Below are 15360 nucleotides of genomic sequence, written 5' to 3'. Positions count from 1 at the left end.
TAGTCTGTCATGCGTTCTGAGGATCTTTCAGGGCATCATCAAGCGTATGCCAGGCCAGGACCGCGCATTTGACGCGGGCCGGCATATTGGAGACATTCTGCAGGGCCAGGGCTTCATCGAGCTCTTCGAGCTCCGATTCATCCGTGATTTCCCGCTTGATCATGCCGATGAACTTATGCGCAAGTTCCCGGGCCTTCTCGACGGACTGTCCGCGGATCAGGTCAATCATGATATCGGTGGAGGCCTGCGAGATGGCGCAGCCCACGCCCGTGAACGAGGCGTCCTTGACGATCCCGTTCTCCACCTTGAGCTCCAGCGTGATCTCATCGCCGCAGCTCGGATTATGCCCCTTAAGCGCGCAGGTCGCATGATCGAGGTGATGCTTGTTTTCCGGATTGCGGCTGTGCTCGCCGATGAGCTCCGTGTAAATATCCTCAAGCGCCATAGCCGAGCACCCCCCTTACCTTCTTGAGCGCATCGATCCAGCGGTCGATGTCCTCGCGCGTATTGTAGAGATAGAAGCTGGCGCGGCAGCTGGCGTTCTGACCGAGGTAGCGGTGCAGCGGCTGTGCACAGTGATGACCGGCGCGGATGGCCACGCCGTAGCTGTCGAGGATTGAAGCCACATCGTGCGGATGGACATCCTTGACATTGAAGGCAATGATGCCCGTCTTGTTGTCACGCGTCGTATCGCAGCCGTAAAGCTCGATGTACGGCAGCTCGCGCAGCTGCGGCAGTGCGTAATCGACGAGGTCCTTCTCGATGGCCTCGATGCGGTCGAAGGTGATCGTCTCGAGGTAATCGATGGCAGCCGTCAGGCCGGCGGCACCGCCGACGTTCTGCGTGCCGGCCTCGAATTTCGAGGGCAGTTCCGCATACGTCGTATCCTGTTCCTCGACGTATTCAATCATATCGCCGCCGCGCAGGAACGGGGGCATGTCATCGAGGATATCGTATTTGCCGTAGAGCACGCCGATGCCCATCGGCGAAAGCATCTTGTGGCCGGAAAAGGCAAAGAAGTCGCAGTCCATGTCGCGAACGTCGACCTTCATATGCGCGACGCTCTGAGAACCATCTACCACGCAGACAGCACCGACGCTGTGCGCTTTCTTGACGATCTTCCTGACATCATTCTTGAGGCCGAGCACATTGGAAACCTGCGTCACGGCGACAATCTTCGTGCGTTCCGTGATCTTCGTCTCAATATCCTCATCCGAAAGATTGCCGTCTTTCTCCAGATAGATGTACTTGAGCACGGCTCCCGTCGTCTTGGCCACGAACTGCCACGGCACAAGGTTGCTGTGATGCTCCGAAATCGTGATGACGATCTCATCGCCGGCCTTGACCTTGTGCAGGCCATAGCTGTAAGCGACGAGGTTCAGCGCTTCCGTTGCATTCTTCGTGAAGATGATTTCCTCGGGACGCGCGGCATTGATGAATTTCGCCGTGCGCACGCGGGCATTCTCATAGATTTCCGTGGCCTTGACGGAAAGCGCATAAGCCCCGCGATGCGGATTGGCATTGCAGCCGCCGTAATACCCGCAGATTGCCTGGATGATCTGTTCCGGTTTCTGCGTCGTGGCACCATTATCGAGATAAGCAATCTGTTTCCCGTTCATCTTCATCTTGAGGAGCGGGAAATCCTTCAAAAATTCCTGTGCATCAGCCATTGGAAAGTCTCCTCTGCAAATATGTATCGATCTCGTCTTTCAGTGATTCTTCCGGGATGCGGTCGAGTACCGGATTGAACGAAGCCTCAACGACCAGGCGCTGAGCCTCACTGAGGTCCAGGCCGCGGCTCATGAGGTAAAAGAGCTTGTTCTCATCCATGCGGCCGACGGAAACGGCATGATGGCCATCGACATCGTCCTCATGGGAGAGCATGATCGGCACGCTGCGGTTGCGGACCTGCGGGGAAAGCAGGACCACCTCTTCGTTCTCGCGGCCGACCGAGCCCTTGCCGCCCTCGAGGAAATCGAGGGTGCCGCGGAAAATCTTCTCGCTCTTGCCGAGCAGCGCCCCGCGGACCTGCATATTGGCGTCCGTGCGCCTGCCGCCCTGGCGGATCACGTAATTGAGATCGACGAGGCGTTCGCCGTCGCCGAAGTAAAGCCCCCAGATATCGGCCCGGGCCTCATCGCCGACAAGATCGACGTAGAGTTCCGTGGCCGTCTTGGAAGCACCGGCTTCCACAACCGTATAGGAGAACGTTGCGCCCTTGCCGACAAAGACCTTGACGCGGCAGGTGTACGGCTTTTCCGCATCCACGAGCTGCGCGTTGACCAGATGGAGTTTCGCGCCATCTTCAATATGGACCTGGATCTCAAACTGGCCGCTCTCGCGCTGTACCAGGACGACCTCGTCCTCTTTTCCCTTCTCTACAAGGATCTGCTGCGTCTTGACGGCGGTACCGTCAAGCTGTTCCGGGATCCTGCTCTCATTGACGCCGAGCCAGCGCCAGGTACGCATGGGGATCCGGGAGAATGTTTTTGTATCTGCCATATCAGCCCATCGTCCCTTCCAATTCAATATTGACCAGATTATTCATCTCAACAGCGTACTCGAGCGGCAGCTCCTTGGCAATCGGTTCGACGAAACCGCGCACGATCATCGCGCGTGCCTCATCCTCATCGATGCCGCGGCAGGTGAGATAGAAAATCGCTTCATCGCTGATGCGGCCGATCTTGGCCTCATGCCCGATATCGGCCTCATCCCCCTCGATGTCCATGACGGGCAGCGTATCACTGCGCGATTCATTGTCGAGCATCAGGGATTCACAGTTGACGGAGCACTTGGCAAACGGCGCGCGGCGCGTAACCTTGACGGCGCTGCGGTACGTTGCCTTGCCGCCGGCCTTCGAGATCGTGCGCGTGTTGATATTCGCAGAAGTATGTGGCGCGGCATGGATGACGCTGGCACCCGTATCGAGGTTCTGTCCCTTCGAGGCAAACGTGACACCCGTGAACTCACAGCGCGCGTTCTCACCATGCAGGATGCTGCACGGATAGAGGCACGAGACGTGCGAGCCGAACGAACCCGATACCCACTCGATGATGCCGTCCTTTTCGACGAGTGCACGCTTCGTGTTGAGGTTCATCATGTTGCGCGACCAGTTCTCGATCGTCGAATAGCGCAGGCGCGCACCTTCCTTGACAAAGAGCTCGACGCAGCCGGCATGCAGGTTCGTGACATTGTATTTCGGAGCTGAGCAGCCCTCGATGAAATGCAGGCTGGCATTTTTCTCAACGATGATCAGCGTGTGCTCGAACTGACCGGCACCTGCCGCATTGAGACGGAAATACGACTGCAGCGGGATTTCCACATGTACGCCTTCCGGCACGTAGACAAAGGAACCGCCCGACCAGACCGCACCGTGCAGAGCCGCAAATTTGTGGTCCTTCGGCGGCACGAGCGTCATGAAGTATTCCTTGACGACATCTTCATGCTCGCGGATGGCCGTCTCCATATCCGTATAGATGACCCCCTGCTTGACGAGGTCTTCCTGGATGCTGTGATAAACGACCTCCGAGTCGTACTGCGCACCGACGCCTGCCAGGCTCTGCTTCTGCTCAGCCTCAGGGATGCCGAGGCGGTCGAATGTATTCTTGATGTCCTTCGGGACTTCCTTCCAGTCGCCCGTCATCTTGGCATCCGGCTGGACATAGGTGACGATATCATCCATGTTGAGCTCGGAGATATCCGGGCCCCAGGTCGGCAGGGCCAGTGAATTGTAAACTTCGAGGGATTTGAGGCGGAAATCGAGCATCCACTGCGGATCGTGCTTGCGCTTCGATATATCGCGGATGATGTCCTCCGTCAGACCGCTCTGGGTCTTGTAGACGGAATGGTCCGCATCCTTGATATCGTAGAGGGTACGCTCGATATCCTCTACATATGTTTTCTTCTTCTCTGTCATGGCACGCCTCACTTCCCAGCCTGAGCATCGAGGATATGCGTAAAGCCACGGCTGTTGATCGTATCGATGAGCTCCGGACCGCCTTCCTCGACAATCTGGCCGTTCATCAGGACATGGACGCGGTCAACCTTGAGCTTCTCGAGGATGCGCGTATTATGCGTGATGATGAGGCAGGAATTCTCATCGTTGTGGAACTTGGCCACGCCTTCCGAGACAATCTGCACGGCATCGACATCGAGGCCCGAATCCGTCTCATCGAGCAGCGCAAGTTTCGGCTCGAGCATCAGGAGCTGCAGGATCTCGTTGCGCTTTTTCTCGCCGCCCGAGAAGCCCACATTCATGTAGCGCTCGGCATATTCCGGCTTCATCTTGAGTTCTTCCATCATCGCCTTGAGCTTGCGGCGGAACGGGATGATCTTGACCTTCTCGCCCGAGATTGCCTGCTTGGCCGTGCGGATCATGTTCTCGACCGTGATGCCCGGAATCTCTTCCGGTGTCTGGAACGAGAGGAACAGGCCCTTGCGCGCGCGCTCAAACGTCTTGAGGTCCTTGAGATCTTCTCCTTCAAACGAAAGGGTGCCAGCCGTGACTTCGTATTTCGGATGGCCCATGATGATGTTCATGAGGGTCGACTTGCCCGAGCCATTCGGTCCGAGGATGACATGTACTTCACCTTTACCTACGGTGAGATTAAGACCCTTGAGGATTTCCTTGCCTTCTACGCCAGCATGGAGATCCTTGATTTCCAAAAGCTTCTCTGCCATATATAAACTCTCCTTTAATACAGGACTTGTTAATCCTTACAAAAATACTCGGGATTGATGATTTCATTTTATGGCCTATGACAAAAATTGTCAATAGGAACGGCTCCATACCATAATTTTTATCTATACTTGATAAATATTATCATAAAGATAAAACAAACGGGCTGCCCATATCTCCTATGGACAGCCCGATAAACAAGCATCATGGCCTCAGTCAGGACAGGAACGGATAATGGCGTTCGAGCGAAACAGCAATGCCATCTTCATTATTGGAAAGCGTGATCTCGTCTGCCATCGCCTTGAGTTCTGCACAGGCATTGCCCATGGCGACGCCATGACCGGCGAAATCGAGCATACTCCTGTCATTCTGGGCATCCCCGAAAGCCATGACCTCATCCTGACGGATGCCGAGGCGGCTGCAGACCTTCGCGAGCGAGCTCGACTTGCTGACCCCCTTGACCGTCGCTTCGTAGAACCACGGAGCCGACTGCACGAAGGACAGCTCCTCCTCAAAACCACGGCGGATATCCGCCAGGCGCGGCACGAGAATCTCCTCGGGGGCTGCCGTCAGGATCTTGACGGGGCGGAAGCCGCGTTTTTCCACCGCATCGGCAATGTTCCCGACGATCTCAATTCTTAGATTGTTGTTGCGGCTTTCATCCTGTACCTTGTGGCGGTTTGCATCCGTCGTGAAGATGGAGGTACCGTCATCAACAATCGGGGAAAGTTCCGGATACGCTTCAAGGTGGCGCAGGAAGCGCAGGGCCGTCCCGCGTTCAATTGCCTGATCAAAGAGCACCTCTCCCGTCGTCGCATCCTGGATGCGTCCGCCGTTATACGAAAGCAGCAGTCCATGGTACTCCTTGAGGCGGAGCGCTTCGGACTCGCGCCGCAGACCGGGCGCCTGGCGGCCGGAGGCCAGCACGACCGTCACGCCGTGCTGCTGCACGGCAAGCAGTGCGTCCCGCGTCTTGGGCGTAATTTCCTTGGCATCGTTGTTCAGCGTGCCATCCAGATCAAGGGCAATCATCTTATACATCAAGTTCCATCCTTTCCCGCCGGAAGCTGACCGGGGAATCATCATTTCAATCCGTATTGAGATACAGTATAGCAAATATCGCGCAAGGAAACCAGTCAGACATGCAAGAAAATGAATGCTCCATTTGCCACTTCAAGACAAAAAACAGGACGCACTCCCCAAAAGGAAATACGTCCTGCCTGGTTGTCATAGACAAGCGGTATCAGAAAATATCGTTGGCGATGACGATTGTCTCGTCGCGGTTCGGGCCGACGGAAACGATGCCGAGGCCGATGCCCGTGACCTCAGCCATGCGCGTGAGGTACTTCTTGGCATTCTCCGGCAGGTCTTCGTACTTGCGGACCTTGCTGATGTCGCACTTCCAGCCCGGGAACGTCTCGTAGACCGGCTCGACTTCCGCGAGGACCTTGAGGCTGGCCGGAATCTCGTTGAGGATCTCGCCCTTGTACTTGTAGGCGACGCACATCTTGATCTCATCGAAGCTGTCGAGGATGTCGAGGCGCGTAACAGCCATGTAGTCAATGCCCGAAAGGATGCCGGCATAGCGGACGACGCAGGCATCGAGCCAGCCCGTGCGGCGCGGACGGCCCGTGACGACGCCGTACTCATGGCCGACTTCACGCAGCTTGTCGCCCGTCGCGTTGAGCTGTTCCGTCGGGAACGGGCCCTCGCCTACACGCGTGCAGTAAGCCTTGACGATGCCGACGACCTTGTCGATCTTCTGCGGGGCCACGCCGGCACCGATGCCGACACCACCCGAAATCGGATGCGAAGCCGTGACGTACGGATACGTGCCATAGTCGATGTCGAGCATCGTAGCCTGTGCACCCTCAAAGAGGATCTTGCGGCCGGCCTTGATTTCCTCGTCGAGCAGAGCGATTGTGTCGCAGACGTACGGACGCAGGCGGTCAGCATAGCCGTTGTACTCATTCAAGATCTCATCGTAGTCGAGAGGCTCGTGATCGTAGAGCAGCTTGAGCTCGCGGTTCTTGATGGCGAGGTTTTCCTTGAGGCGTTTCGCGAATTCTTCCTTGTCGATGAAATCGCAGACGCGGATGCCGATGCGGTTGTCGCGGTCGACGTAGCACGGGCCGATGCCGTTGTGCGTCGTGCCGACCTTGCCCTTGCCGCGTGCATCATCGGCGAGCTGGTCCATCAGGCAGTGGTACGGCAGGACGAGCTGAGCACGATTGCTGATGCGGATGCCGGAAAGATCGATGCCGCGCGCTGCAAGGCCGTCCATCTCCTGGAGCATGACCTTCGGATTGAAGGCCACGCCATTGCCGACGACGCAGTGGGAGCCCTTGAACAGGATGCCGGATGGCATCAGGCGCAGTTTATAATCCACACCATCGACGACGACCGTATGGCCAGCATTGCTGCCGCCCTGGAAACGCACGACCGTGTCTGCCTGCTGTGCGAGATAATCGACAATCTTGCCCTTGCCTTCATCGCCCCACTGGGTGCCGGTTACTACTACTGTTGACATAACTAGTCTCTCCTTTATGAATGGATTCATCCGATGAGATGTTCCACAGACATAGAAAAGCCTTCTCCCCGCAGGGAGAAGAGGCTTTCATTCACTTATTGGATTCTCAAAGGCCGAAGCGCTCGAAAATCATATCGACATGGCGCAGGAAGTACTTGTAATCGAAGCAGTCATCGATTTCTTCCTTCGTCAGGTACTTCGTGATATCCGGATCATTCTCCACGCTCGTGCGGAAATCCTGGCCTTCCATCCAGCGCTTCATCGCATTGCGCTGTACCCACTTGTAGGCATCCTCACGCAGCACGCCCTTGTCGACAACCGACAGCAGGATGCGCTGGCTGTAGATGAGACCGCCCGTGCGGTTCATATCGTGCAGCATCTTGTCCGGATAGACGAGGAGCTTGTCGATGATGTCCGTGAGCTTCTGCGTGCAGTAGTCGAGATTAATCGACGAATCCGGCAGGATGACGCGCTCAACAGAGGAATGGGAGATGTCGCGCTCATGCCAGAGCGTGATGTCTTCAAGCGCCGCGACGGCATTGCCGCGGTTCAGGCGGGCCATGCCGGAAATGCGCTCACAGTTGATGGGGTTGCGCTTATGCGGCATCGCAGAAGACCCCTTCTGGCCCGGGGAGAAATACTCCTCTGCCTCGCGGATATCCGTGCGCTGCAGGTTGCGGACTTCCGTCGCGATCTTCTCGAGCGTCGAGGAGCAGATGGCGAGCGTCGTGACGAACTCGGCATGGCGGTCGCGCTGGATGACCTGCGTAGCAAGGCGTACCGGCGTCAGGCCGAGCGTCTTGCCGACCATTTCCTCGATTCTCGGATCGATGTTGGAGTACGTGCCGACAGCACCCGAGAGTTTGCAAACCGAGACAATCTTCTTGGCATGCTCGACGCGCTCGATATCACGCTCAATCTCCGCGCTCCAGAGGAGCAGCTTGAGGCCGAACGTCATCGGCTCGGCATGGATGCCATGCGTGCGGCCGATGCACGGCGTGTGCTTGAATTCCTTGGCGCGGCGGCGCAGGACTTCACGGAATTTCTTGAGGTCGTCGAGGATGATCGTGCAGGCATCGCGCATCATCATGCAGTATGCCGTATCCTTGACATCCGAGGACGTCAGGCCCTTGTGGATGTACTTGGAGTCATCACCAACGTTCTCAGCTACATTCGTCAGGAACGCAATGATGTCGTGATGCGTAACCGACTCAATCTCATGAATGCGGTTGACATCGAATTTTGCTTTCGCGCGAATGTTCTTGGCAGCCTCTTTCGGGATCTCTCCGAGTTCGGCCATGGCATCGCAGGCAGCCATCTCGACATTCAGGATCTGCTGCCACTCATTCTCGATAGACCAGAGATGGCCCATTTCCGGCTTAGTATAACGCTCGATCATTTAGTGATTTCCTCCTCAATTTCCTGGCGGCGTCTCTGCACCGCGGAAGTGAAAACACGACGAAAAAACCCAAATTGACTTTCCCCTGCCTATCGCGGCATCTTGCTGAAAAGCCTCATTTTGAGTTTGGAGAAGTTACCGATATTCCCTTGTCTATCATAGCATTTTCAAGGCCTCAGTGTCAACGTGTCAAGGTCATCCGGGCTTCTCTTTCCCAAACGCGCAGGAGCGCTTAAAGCTCCTTGCGCAGATAAACGGTACGATGTTTTTTCCCGGGCAGCTGCACCTCGCGGAACGCCACAAATCCCAGCTTCTCGTACATTGTCCGCAGCCACGGATGGCTCGTGGCGGTGCCAAGCGTCACGAAGGGGACCTTGAGCTGCTTCTTCAGGACATCCTCCGCCACCAGCAGGATGAGCTTCGAGGCATAGCCCTTATGCATGCGCTGCGGATCCGTGACGACCTGACCGATGTGCGGGACACCCGATGGACCGGGATTTGGCCCCCAGGGCATGCGCAGCGAGATGGCGCTGACCAGGGTTCCGTCGACAAAAAGACCGTACGTCGGATTGCTTGCCAGCCAGTCGCGCTCCTCTTCCTTCGTCGCCGTAATCGCGGCAAAGGAAATCGGATATTCCTTATCCGTCTGATACCCTTCGTGCAAAACATGGTAATACGCGTCCAGGTCCGCTTCGCCGAGCTGACGATACGTTTCCATAAGCATTTGCCTCCTTTCTCAAATTCCTGCGCCATCGCGCAGCGTCGTCCCGCCGAGATAGCGGTTGAGGAATGCCCGCGTGCGCTCCTCGCGCGGATGGACCAGGACTTCCTGCGGCGTGCCGGACTCCACCACCATGCCGCCCTCCATGAAGACGATCTGGTCGGCCACTTCGCGTGCAAAGGCAATCTCGTGCGTCACGATGATCATCGTGACCTTGAGCTTCTCGGCGACATCGCGGATAACCGCCAGCACCTCCCCGACGAGCTCGGGATCCAGCGCGCTCGTCGGCTCATCGAACAGGATGACCTGCGGCTCTACGGCAAGCGCGCGGGCGATTCCCACGCGCTGCTGCTGGCCGCCGGAGAGCTGCGCCGGATACTTATCCGCATGCTCGCCCATGCCGACCTGCTGCAGGAGCTCCCGCGCCCGCTCGCGCGCTTCCGCCTTCTTCCTGCCCTGTACGGTCACCAGGGCTTCCATGACGTTCTGCAGGGCCGTCATATTGGAGAACAGATTGTACGACTGGAAGACCATGGCCGTCTGGCGCCGCACGGCAAGGATCTCCCGGCGCGAGGCGCCGTGAAGATCGTAGCTGTTTTCATTGATGGAAAGTCTGCCGCCGTCGGCCTGCCCCAGAAAGTTGATCGTGCGCAGCAGAGTCGTCTTGCCACTGCCGGAAGGGCCCAGGATAACCGTTACGCTGCCGGTCGGCACCGTCAGGCTGATATCCTTGAGGATGGCCTTATCGCCAAAGGCTTTCTGCACATGTTCCAATTTTATCATATCTTACACCTCTTATACGACGAAAGGCTGTCTTCCAACTTCGTGAACAGGTATTCAAACAGGATGCCAAGCCCCCAGTAAAGGCAGGCCGCCACGATATAGGCTTCAAAGTACTGTGAATTGTCCTCGCAGAACAGCTTGGCTGCACCGAATACCTCAATGACCGTGATGACAAAGACGATACTCGTGCTCTTCATCGTGGAAAGGAACTGATTGGCAAAAAGCGGCAGGGCAAACACGACGGCCTGCGGGAAGATCACCCGCCGGTACATCTGCCACTCCGTCATACCCATAGCCCGGGCCGCCTCAAACTGCCCATCCGGCACGGAATCGAGCGCCGCGCGGAAAATCTCGCTGAGATAGGCACCCGTATGCAGCGTCAGGCCGATGACGGCGACCGCCATGGCCGGCACGTGCTCCATGGGGATATGGATGCCCGTCTTGCCGCGCAGGGCCAGGAAGGCCAGCGGCAGCCCGTAGTAGACGAGATACAGGAGGACCATGTTCGGGATGCTGCGGCAGACGTAGACGTAAAGCGCAAACAAGCGGCCCAGGACCGGCACGCGGCTCTTCTGCGCCAGGCAGCTGATGAGTCCCAGCACGGCTCCCAGAAACACGCTCGTGAGTGTCAGGAAAAGGGTCACCTTCACATAAGGAAAGATGAAGGCAAAGCCCTCTGCAATGTATTGCCAATCGATAAAACTGTGTCCATTCATATCTTACGCCTCACTGAGTTCTGCCAGATCACGCCCGTCGCGATGGCGCCTCTCGAGGAAACGCCCGATGCGCGCGATGAGGAAAATCAAAATGCCATAAATGATCGCGACATCCACGTAAAGCTCCAGGCTGCGCTGAGAATTGCCCGCCATGAGCTCCGCCTTGCGCATGATATCGACGACGCCGACATTGAAGATCAGGCTCGTGCCCTTGACGACGCCGATCACCGTATTGATGAGGGCCGGTATCGCCATATGGAAAGCCTGTGGCAGGATGACGCGCCGATACATCTGCCAGGTCGTCATGCCCAGGCTCATGGCCGCTTCCTTTTCGCCCACGGGCACCGCCAGGATGCTCGAGCGCAGGATCTCCGCGCCGTAGGCGGCCATATGCAGGGAAAAGACGGCCAGCACAAAGGCGAGCGGCGGCACGCCCTTCATGCTGATGCCGATGTGCGAGAAGATTTCCGGCACACCGAAATAAGCCAGGAAGAGCTGTACGAGAAATGGCGTGCCGCGCATGAACGAAATGAATACGCGCAGCACCGGTGCGACGACCGGCACCTTCTGGATCCTCAGGATGGCAATGCCCGCGCCCAGCAAGATGCCGCAGACCGCCGCGACCAGGGTCACCAGCAAGGTAATATGTACCATTCCCAGCAAGGCTGGAAAGGATTTGATCATATACGTGACATTAAAATACGTTCCCATCAGGCGTTCTTCTTTCTATCCGTCAAGCCGGGCCAGGCACAAAGGCCGCGTTTATTCCGCCGGCTCCGATGTGTAATCTGCACCGAGATACTGTTCCGAGAGTTTTTTCAGCGTGCCGTCTTCTCGCATCGCTTTGAGTGCTGCATCAATCTTGTCAGCCACCTGCTGCATGTCGTCATCCTTGCGCAGCAGGAAGAAGGTCGGCACCTTTGTCAGCGTCGGTCCCACTGCCTTGATTGGCAGGTTCTTTTCCTTCTTTGCCACGGACACGATGTATTCGTATTCACCGGCTGCCTGTGCACGTCCCGTAGCCACGAGGTTCATGGTTTCCGACGGGCCCTTGTCCGTGTAGATGATCTCAATCGGCGTATCGGCCGTCTCATTGAATTTCTTGACGAGATCCGCAAATTCCGAATTCGTCGTTACGGCAACCTTTTTGCCCTTCAGATCGTCCAGCGATTTCGTCGTATTGTCGTCTTCCGGCACGACCAGCTTGCGGACCGTGTAATTGTTGACTTCCTTCGGGAAAATGTACTTCTCATCGCGGGCCGGGGAATGACGCATCTGATTGGCGATCATATCGACCTGGGAAGAATCCATGGCCACGAAAGCGGCATCGACGGCCATGGGCTTGAATTCAAAATGCAGGCTCGGATCGCGTTTCTCCACTTCTTTGAGGATTTCCACATCATAGCCCGTGAGTTTGCCGTCATCATCGGTATAGGAATACGGTTTCACGGTGCCACGCGTGGCGACAGTCACGGTCTTGGCATCCTTATTGACACTCGCGCTGCCATCCTCGTCGCTGCCGCAGCCAGCCAGCACGCTGAGTCCGGCCACCATCAGGGCCGCGGTCAGCACGCGCAAGAATTTATTCGATAACTTCATCAAAGATCACTCCTTCAATCATTGTTAAGCACGGTCCGATGGTTCCGGAAGGCCAGCCGCGGACCTCATGGATCAGCCTGGCGGCCAGAGGGCTTTCCCATGCCGCCGATACTTTCTCTTCTTCCTGAGCAAGCGTCAGGGGATTTGCCGGTGAGCCCTGCGGATCCCGTATGTCGATATGATGGCGCGTGCCATCCTTCATGATGGCTGTAACCGGTACAGCCCGTACAGAAAGGGGCAGCTTCCCTACATCGTACACGCGCTGGAATTTCGGCAGTGCTGCCAAAAATTCCGCAGGCACCTCCGGCAGCTGGAAATACGCATCGTCAATACCGCCGTGCGCCAGGATCTGCCAGACGACGTACTCGGCAGAAAACTGACCTTCCCGTCCGGTCTGCGGCTTTTCGTAGCGCAGCGCCCGGTCCGCTCCCGGCGGGAAATGAATCAGGACACGGGAGATATCACCAAGCCGCACACCCTGCTCATAGAGCTTTGCGGCCCCATCGGCCGCGCAGATGGCAGCCGAGCAGTAGCGGTGGCGCTTCATCCAGAGTCCCGGCTCCAGGATCTGTCCGGGCTGGAGCCAGCAGCGGCGCCATGATGCTTCGTCAAAGCGCTGCTGCCCATTTGAGAAAACAGCCAGCCAGCCGGTTTCATCCTGGAAGATATTCGTCCGGGCGGAAAGGCCATATTCTGCCACGAGCCGCCAGGCGGCAAGAGCATGCGACGCGGCAAAGCCCGCATGCAGGGGCTTGCCGTCCGAGCCGGCTTCAAACGCCATGCCGGACGACTGCGTGGCGGCCAGCGACAAGACCATGGCTGCCTGCTCCCCGCTCAGGTGACGCAGGCGTATAATCGCTGCTGCTGCGCCCAGTGGCCCGATCGTCCCCGTCGAATGCCAGCCCTGCTGGCGATGCGCCGGATTGAGACAGGCGCCCAAGAGCCCCTCGAGTTCGGCCCCGGCCACATAGGCGGCCAAAAAGTCCCGGACGGTGTCCTCAGGCCGCGCCGCCGCCAGCAGCGCGGAATAGAGCACCGTGCTGAAATGGCCCGCGATATTGGCCTGGGCATCGTCATAGTCGAGATAATGCGACGCAAAGCCGTAGGCCAGCGCCTTGTCCTCCGGCCGCCCGCGCCTGATGCCAGGCAATAGTCTTCTGACTGCCGGTTCGCGGCGGGCGGCGAAAAGAGCGGCGAGATAATCGAGGAAGGCCTTCCCTGCCTGCCCGGTGAGATCATCGCGGCCGGAAAGATCGGTCTCCGTCACGAGTTCAACGACAGTCCGCGTATTCTCATCCATAACGCCTCTCCCTCCCGAAACATCATCGTTCGTCACTTGGCAAACTTGGCCGCTCTGTCATTCGGTTCGAGCCAGCGGCTGTCATCCGGGCCTTTCGGCATGATGCGCTTGAGGTCGGCAAACGGCGTATGGTCGACGTAGTAGAAGCGCTTGCGCATGGAATCGAAATCCGTATTGTTGCCGAATGCCGGATTTGAATAGAGATCCTTGGCATAATTCCAGAGATTCGGGTAATCGACAAGGCGTTTCTTGTTGACGAAGTACTTCTGATAGAAGACGAGGTCAAAGCGCGAAAGCGTCACGAACAGGCGGATATCCGGCAGCGTGATCGTATCGCCCATGAGATAGCGGCGCGTTGAGAGGCGCTTTTCGAGCCAGTCAAGGCGGTCGAAAATCTTGTCATAATAGAATTCGTATTCTTCCTGCGTGCCAACGAGCGCCGCGAGATTGACGGCAAGATTGACATCGGCATAAAGGATGATGTTCAGGGCGTCGATATCCTCGCGCAGGTCCTCGGGATAGATATCCGGTGCATCCTTGGCGATATAGTCCTTGAAGGCAACGGCCAGCTCGGCATCGAGCACGTGGTAGTCGTTGTTGACGACCTTGCCCGTCTTGACATCGACGAGAGCCGGCACCGTGGCACGCTGATCGAAATCAGGATCTGCCTTGCGATAGCACTCGCCCAGCGAATGAACACCGAGCACGGGATCCTTCTCATCCGGCTCCAGCGTGAAGAACCAGTCGCCGACGACACCGGCCGGACGCAGCGGGTCGACAACGCCCTTCGAGATCACCTTGTCGAGGCCCAGGAGATCGATCGCGATGGAGATGCGGTTGGCCCAGGGGCAGTGACGCGACCAGACGAGGCGGTAACGGTCCGGCTCCACCGGCAGCTCGCCCGTCAGGAAGCTCGCCGTGAACTGCGGCTCCTCCTCATCATTGTATTTCTTGCGGCGATTGAAGTTCGAGGCATCGCGGCCCTCATACTCCTTCTGCTCGCCGTTGGCACGCGGATTCGTCGTCTGCAGCTCCGAGAAATCAATCGGGCAGGGATCCATCGCACGCTTGAATTCCACCTTCTGTCGCTCTGCTGCAATATCCTTGTCTTTTATAGCCATCTGTATCGTCCTCCATATTTTCATGCAAAAAAGGAGACTCCAAGCGAGCCTATGGAAACGATTCAAAAAAATGACTGTGCCCTTATAGGCTCCATCGTCATGATCCGAAGCAAAATCCATATGCTGCTCAGAGTCTCCAATTCTTTTGGTCAACTCATCTTATGGGCTTTATCATATCAGCTAAAACATATAATGTCAATATGTTTTATAAAATTTTAAACAAAAAAAGCTGCACGCATCGCGTACAGCCTGAGTATTCATCTGGTGCTCGCTGAGGGATTCGAACCCCCGACCCCCTCCATGTGACGGAGATGCTCTAGCCAACTGAGCTAAGCGAGCAAACAAAAAGAGGTTTCGTCGTCCGACGAAACCTCATCTTTCCTAAATGGTGGGGTTAACAGAATTCGAATCTGTGACCTCCTCGATGTCAACGAGACACTCTAACCAACTGAGCTATAACCCCATGTCTTAACGACAGGATTTATTATACGGCATATCGCCGTTCCTGTCAAC

At 56.9% G+C, this 15360-nt stretch carries 15 protein-coding genes and 2 tRNA genes; all 17 read right to left on the bottom strand.

The genetic code is table 11. The features are described from left to right. Positions 1 to 7: 7 nt before the first annotated feature. Positions 8 to 445: a Fe-S cluster assembly sulfur transfer protein SufU gene (sufU, locus tag DWZ54_RS08345; RefSeq protein ID WP_118015040.1), complete on the bottom strand. Its 438-nt coding sequence runs from the start codon at positions 443 to 445 to the stop codon at positions 8 to 10. Continuing rightward, a complete protein-coding gene (locus DWZ54_RS08340) occupies positions 435 to 1670 on the bottom strand; it encodes a cysteine desulfurase (protein ID WP_118475484.1) in 1236 nt (411 codons plus the stop codon). Before DWZ54_RS08340 ends, sufU begins: the two co-directional genes overlap by 11 nt. Beyond that, positions 1663 to 2502: a SufD family Fe-S cluster assembly protein gene (locus DWZ54_RS08335; protein ID WP_118475482.1), complete on the bottom strand. Its 840-nt coding sequence runs from the start codon at positions 2500 to 2502 to the stop codon at positions 1663 to 1665. The genes DWZ54_RS08340 and DWZ54_RS08335 overlap by 8 nt, the downstream gene beginning before the upstream one ends. A 1-nt stretch (position 2503) precedes the next feature. Further along, positions 2504 to 3916: a Fe-S cluster assembly protein SufB gene (gene sufB / locus DWZ54_RS08330; protein WP_118015043.1), complete on the bottom strand. Its 1413-nt coding sequence runs from the start codon at positions 3914 to 3916 to the stop codon at positions 2504 to 2506. An 8-nt stretch (positions 3917 to 3924) separates the two neighbouring features. Next, positions 3925 to 4680: a Fe-S cluster assembly ATPase SufC gene (sufC, locus tag DWZ54_RS08325; protein WP_118475480.1), complete on the bottom strand. Its 756-nt coding sequence runs from the start codon at positions 4678 to 4680 to the stop codon at positions 3925 to 3927. 214 nt (positions 4681 to 4894) lie between these two features. Further along, positions 4895 to 5719, bottom strand: a complete 825-nt coding sequence (locus DWZ54_RS08320; RefSeq protein ID WP_118475478.1) for a Cof-type HAD-IIB family hydrolase — start codon at positions 5717 to 5719, stop codon at positions 4895 to 4897. A 202-nt stretch (positions 5720 to 5921) separates the two neighbouring features. Continuing rightward, the gene (locus DWZ54_RS08315) at positions 5922 to 7208 is read right to left on the bottom strand and encodes an adenylosuccinate synthase (protein WP_118475476.1); all 1287 of its coding nucleotides are present in this window, start codon (positions 7206 to 7208) and stop codon (positions 5922 to 5924) included. A 106-nt stretch (positions 7209 to 7314) separates the two neighbouring features. Continuing rightward, entirely contained in the window at positions 7315 to 8607 is a 1293-nt protein-coding gene (gene purB, locus DWZ54_RS08310) for an adenylosuccinate lyase (RefSeq protein WP_118475474.1), read from the bottom strand. Positions 8608 to 8839: 232 nt separating this feature from the next. Then, positions 8840 to 9325, bottom strand: coding sequence for a GNAT family N-acetyltransferase (locus DWZ54_RS08305; protein ID WP_118475472.1), 486 nt, complete (start codon positions 9323 to 9325; stop codon positions 8840 to 8842). Between the two features lie 18 nt (positions 9326 to 9343). Beyond that, positions 9344 to 10111: an amino acid ABC transporter ATP-binding protein gene (locus DWZ54_RS08300; protein WP_118475470.1), complete on the bottom strand. Its 768-nt coding sequence runs from the start codon at positions 10109 to 10111 to the stop codon at positions 9344 to 9346. Next, on the bottom strand, positions 10108 to 10827 hold the full coding sequence (locus DWZ54_RS08295; protein ID WP_118475468.1) for an amino acid ABC transporter permease: 720 nt from the start codon (positions 10825 to 10827) through the stop codon (positions 10108 to 10110). Before DWZ54_RS08295 ends, DWZ54_RS08300 begins: the two co-directional genes overlap by 4 nt. 3 nt (positions 10828 to 10830) lie before the next feature. Beyond that, positions 10831 to 11538 (bottom strand): amino acid ABC transporter permease, encoded by a 708-nt coding sequence (locus tag DWZ54_RS08290; protein WP_118475466.1) that lies wholly within the window; start codon positions 11536 to 11538, stop codon positions 10831 to 10833. A 51-nt stretch (positions 11539 to 11589) separates the two neighbouring features. Next, the gene (locus DWZ54_RS08285) at positions 11590 to 12426 is read right to left on the bottom strand and encodes a transporter substrate-binding domain-containing protein (RefSeq protein ID WP_118475464.1); all 837 of its coding nucleotides are present in this window, start codon (positions 12424 to 12426) and stop codon (positions 11590 to 11592) included. Next, positions 12410 to 13726, bottom strand: a complete 1317-nt coding sequence (locus DWZ54_RS08280) for an MmgE/PrpD family protein (RefSeq protein WP_118475462.1) — start codon at positions 13724 to 13726, stop codon at positions 12410 to 12412. Before DWZ54_RS08280 ends, DWZ54_RS08285 begins: the two co-directional genes overlap by 17 nt. A gap of 32 nt (positions 13727 to 13758) precedes the next feature. After that, entirely contained in the window at positions 13759 to 14847 is a 1089-nt protein-coding gene (locus tag DWZ54_RS08275) for a glutathione S-transferase C-terminal domain-containing protein (protein ID WP_118475461.1), read from the bottom strand. 262 nt (positions 14848 to 15109) lie between these two features. Beyond that, positions 15110 to 15186: transfer RNA gene (locus tag DWZ54_RS08270), tRNA-Val, on the bottom strand. 47 nt (positions 15187 to 15233) lie between these two features. Continuing rightward, a tRNA-Val gene (locus DWZ54_RS08265) sits at positions 15234 to 15310 on the bottom strand. Positions 15311 to 15360 lie beyond the last annotated feature (50 nt).

The organism is Mitsuokella sp. AF33-22, assembly GCF_003475755.1.
Classification (GTDB): domain Bacteria; phylum Bacillota; class Negativicutes; order Selenomonadales; family Selenomonadaceae; genus Mitsuokella.
The sequence above is the reverse complement of the archived record's forward strand: the minus strand, read 5'-3'. Positions and strand labels throughout refer to the sequence as shown.

Coding starts and splice junctions, on each gene's coding strand:
- sufU (WP_118015040.1), bottom strand. CDS start 445: ATGGCGCTTGAGGATATTTACACGGAGCTCATCGGCGAGCACAGCCGC.
- DWZ54_RS08340 (WP_118475484.1), bottom strand. CDS start 1,670: ATGGCTGATGCACAGGAATTTTTGAAGGATTTCCCGCTCCTCAAGATG.
- DWZ54_RS08335 (WP_118475482.1), bottom strand. CDS start 2,502: ATGGCAGATACAAAAACATTCTCCCGGATCCCCATGCGTACCTGGCGC.
- sufB (WP_118015043.1), bottom strand. CDS start 3,916: ATGACAGAGAAGAAGAAAACATATGTAGAGGATATCGAGCGTACCCTC.
- sufC (WP_118475480.1), bottom strand. CDS start 4,680: ATGGCAGAGAAGCTTTTGGAAATCAAGGATCTCCATGCTGGCGTAGAA.
- DWZ54_RS08320 (WP_118475478.1), bottom strand. CDS start 5,719: ATGTATAAGATGATTGCCCTTGATCTGGATGGCACGCTGAACAACGAT.
- DWZ54_RS08315 (WP_118475476.1), bottom strand. CDS start 7,208: ATGTCAACAGTAGTAGTAACCGGCACCCAGTGGGGCGATGAAGGCAAG.
- purB (WP_118475474.1), bottom strand. CDS start 8,607: ATGATCGAGCGTTATACTAAGCCGGAAATGGGCCATCTCTGGTCTATC.
- DWZ54_RS08305 (WP_118475472.1), bottom strand. CDS start 9,325: ATGGAAACGTATCGTCAGCTCGGCGAAGCGGACCTGGACGCGTATTAC.
- DWZ54_RS08300 (WP_118475470.1), bottom strand. CDS start 10,111: ATGATAAAATTGGAACATGTGCAGAAAGCCTTTGGCGATAAGGCCATC.
- DWZ54_RS08295 (WP_118475468.1), bottom strand. CDS start 10,827: ATGAATGGACACAGTTTTATCGATTGGCAATACATTGCAGAGGGCTTT.
- DWZ54_RS08290 (WP_118475466.1), bottom strand. CDS start 11,538: ATGGGAACGTATTTTAATGTCACGTATATGATCAAATCCTTTCCAGCC.
- DWZ54_RS08285 (WP_118475464.1), bottom strand. CDS start 12,426: ATGAAGTTATCGAATAAATTCTTGCGCGTGCTGACCGCGGCCCTGATG.
- DWZ54_RS08280 (WP_118475462.1), bottom strand. CDS start 13,726: ATGGATGAGAATACGCGGACTGTCGTTGAACTCGTGACGGAGACCGAT.
- DWZ54_RS08275 (WP_118475461.1), bottom strand. CDS start 14,847: ATGGCTATAAAAGACAAGGATATTGCAGCAGAGCGACAGAAGGTGGAA.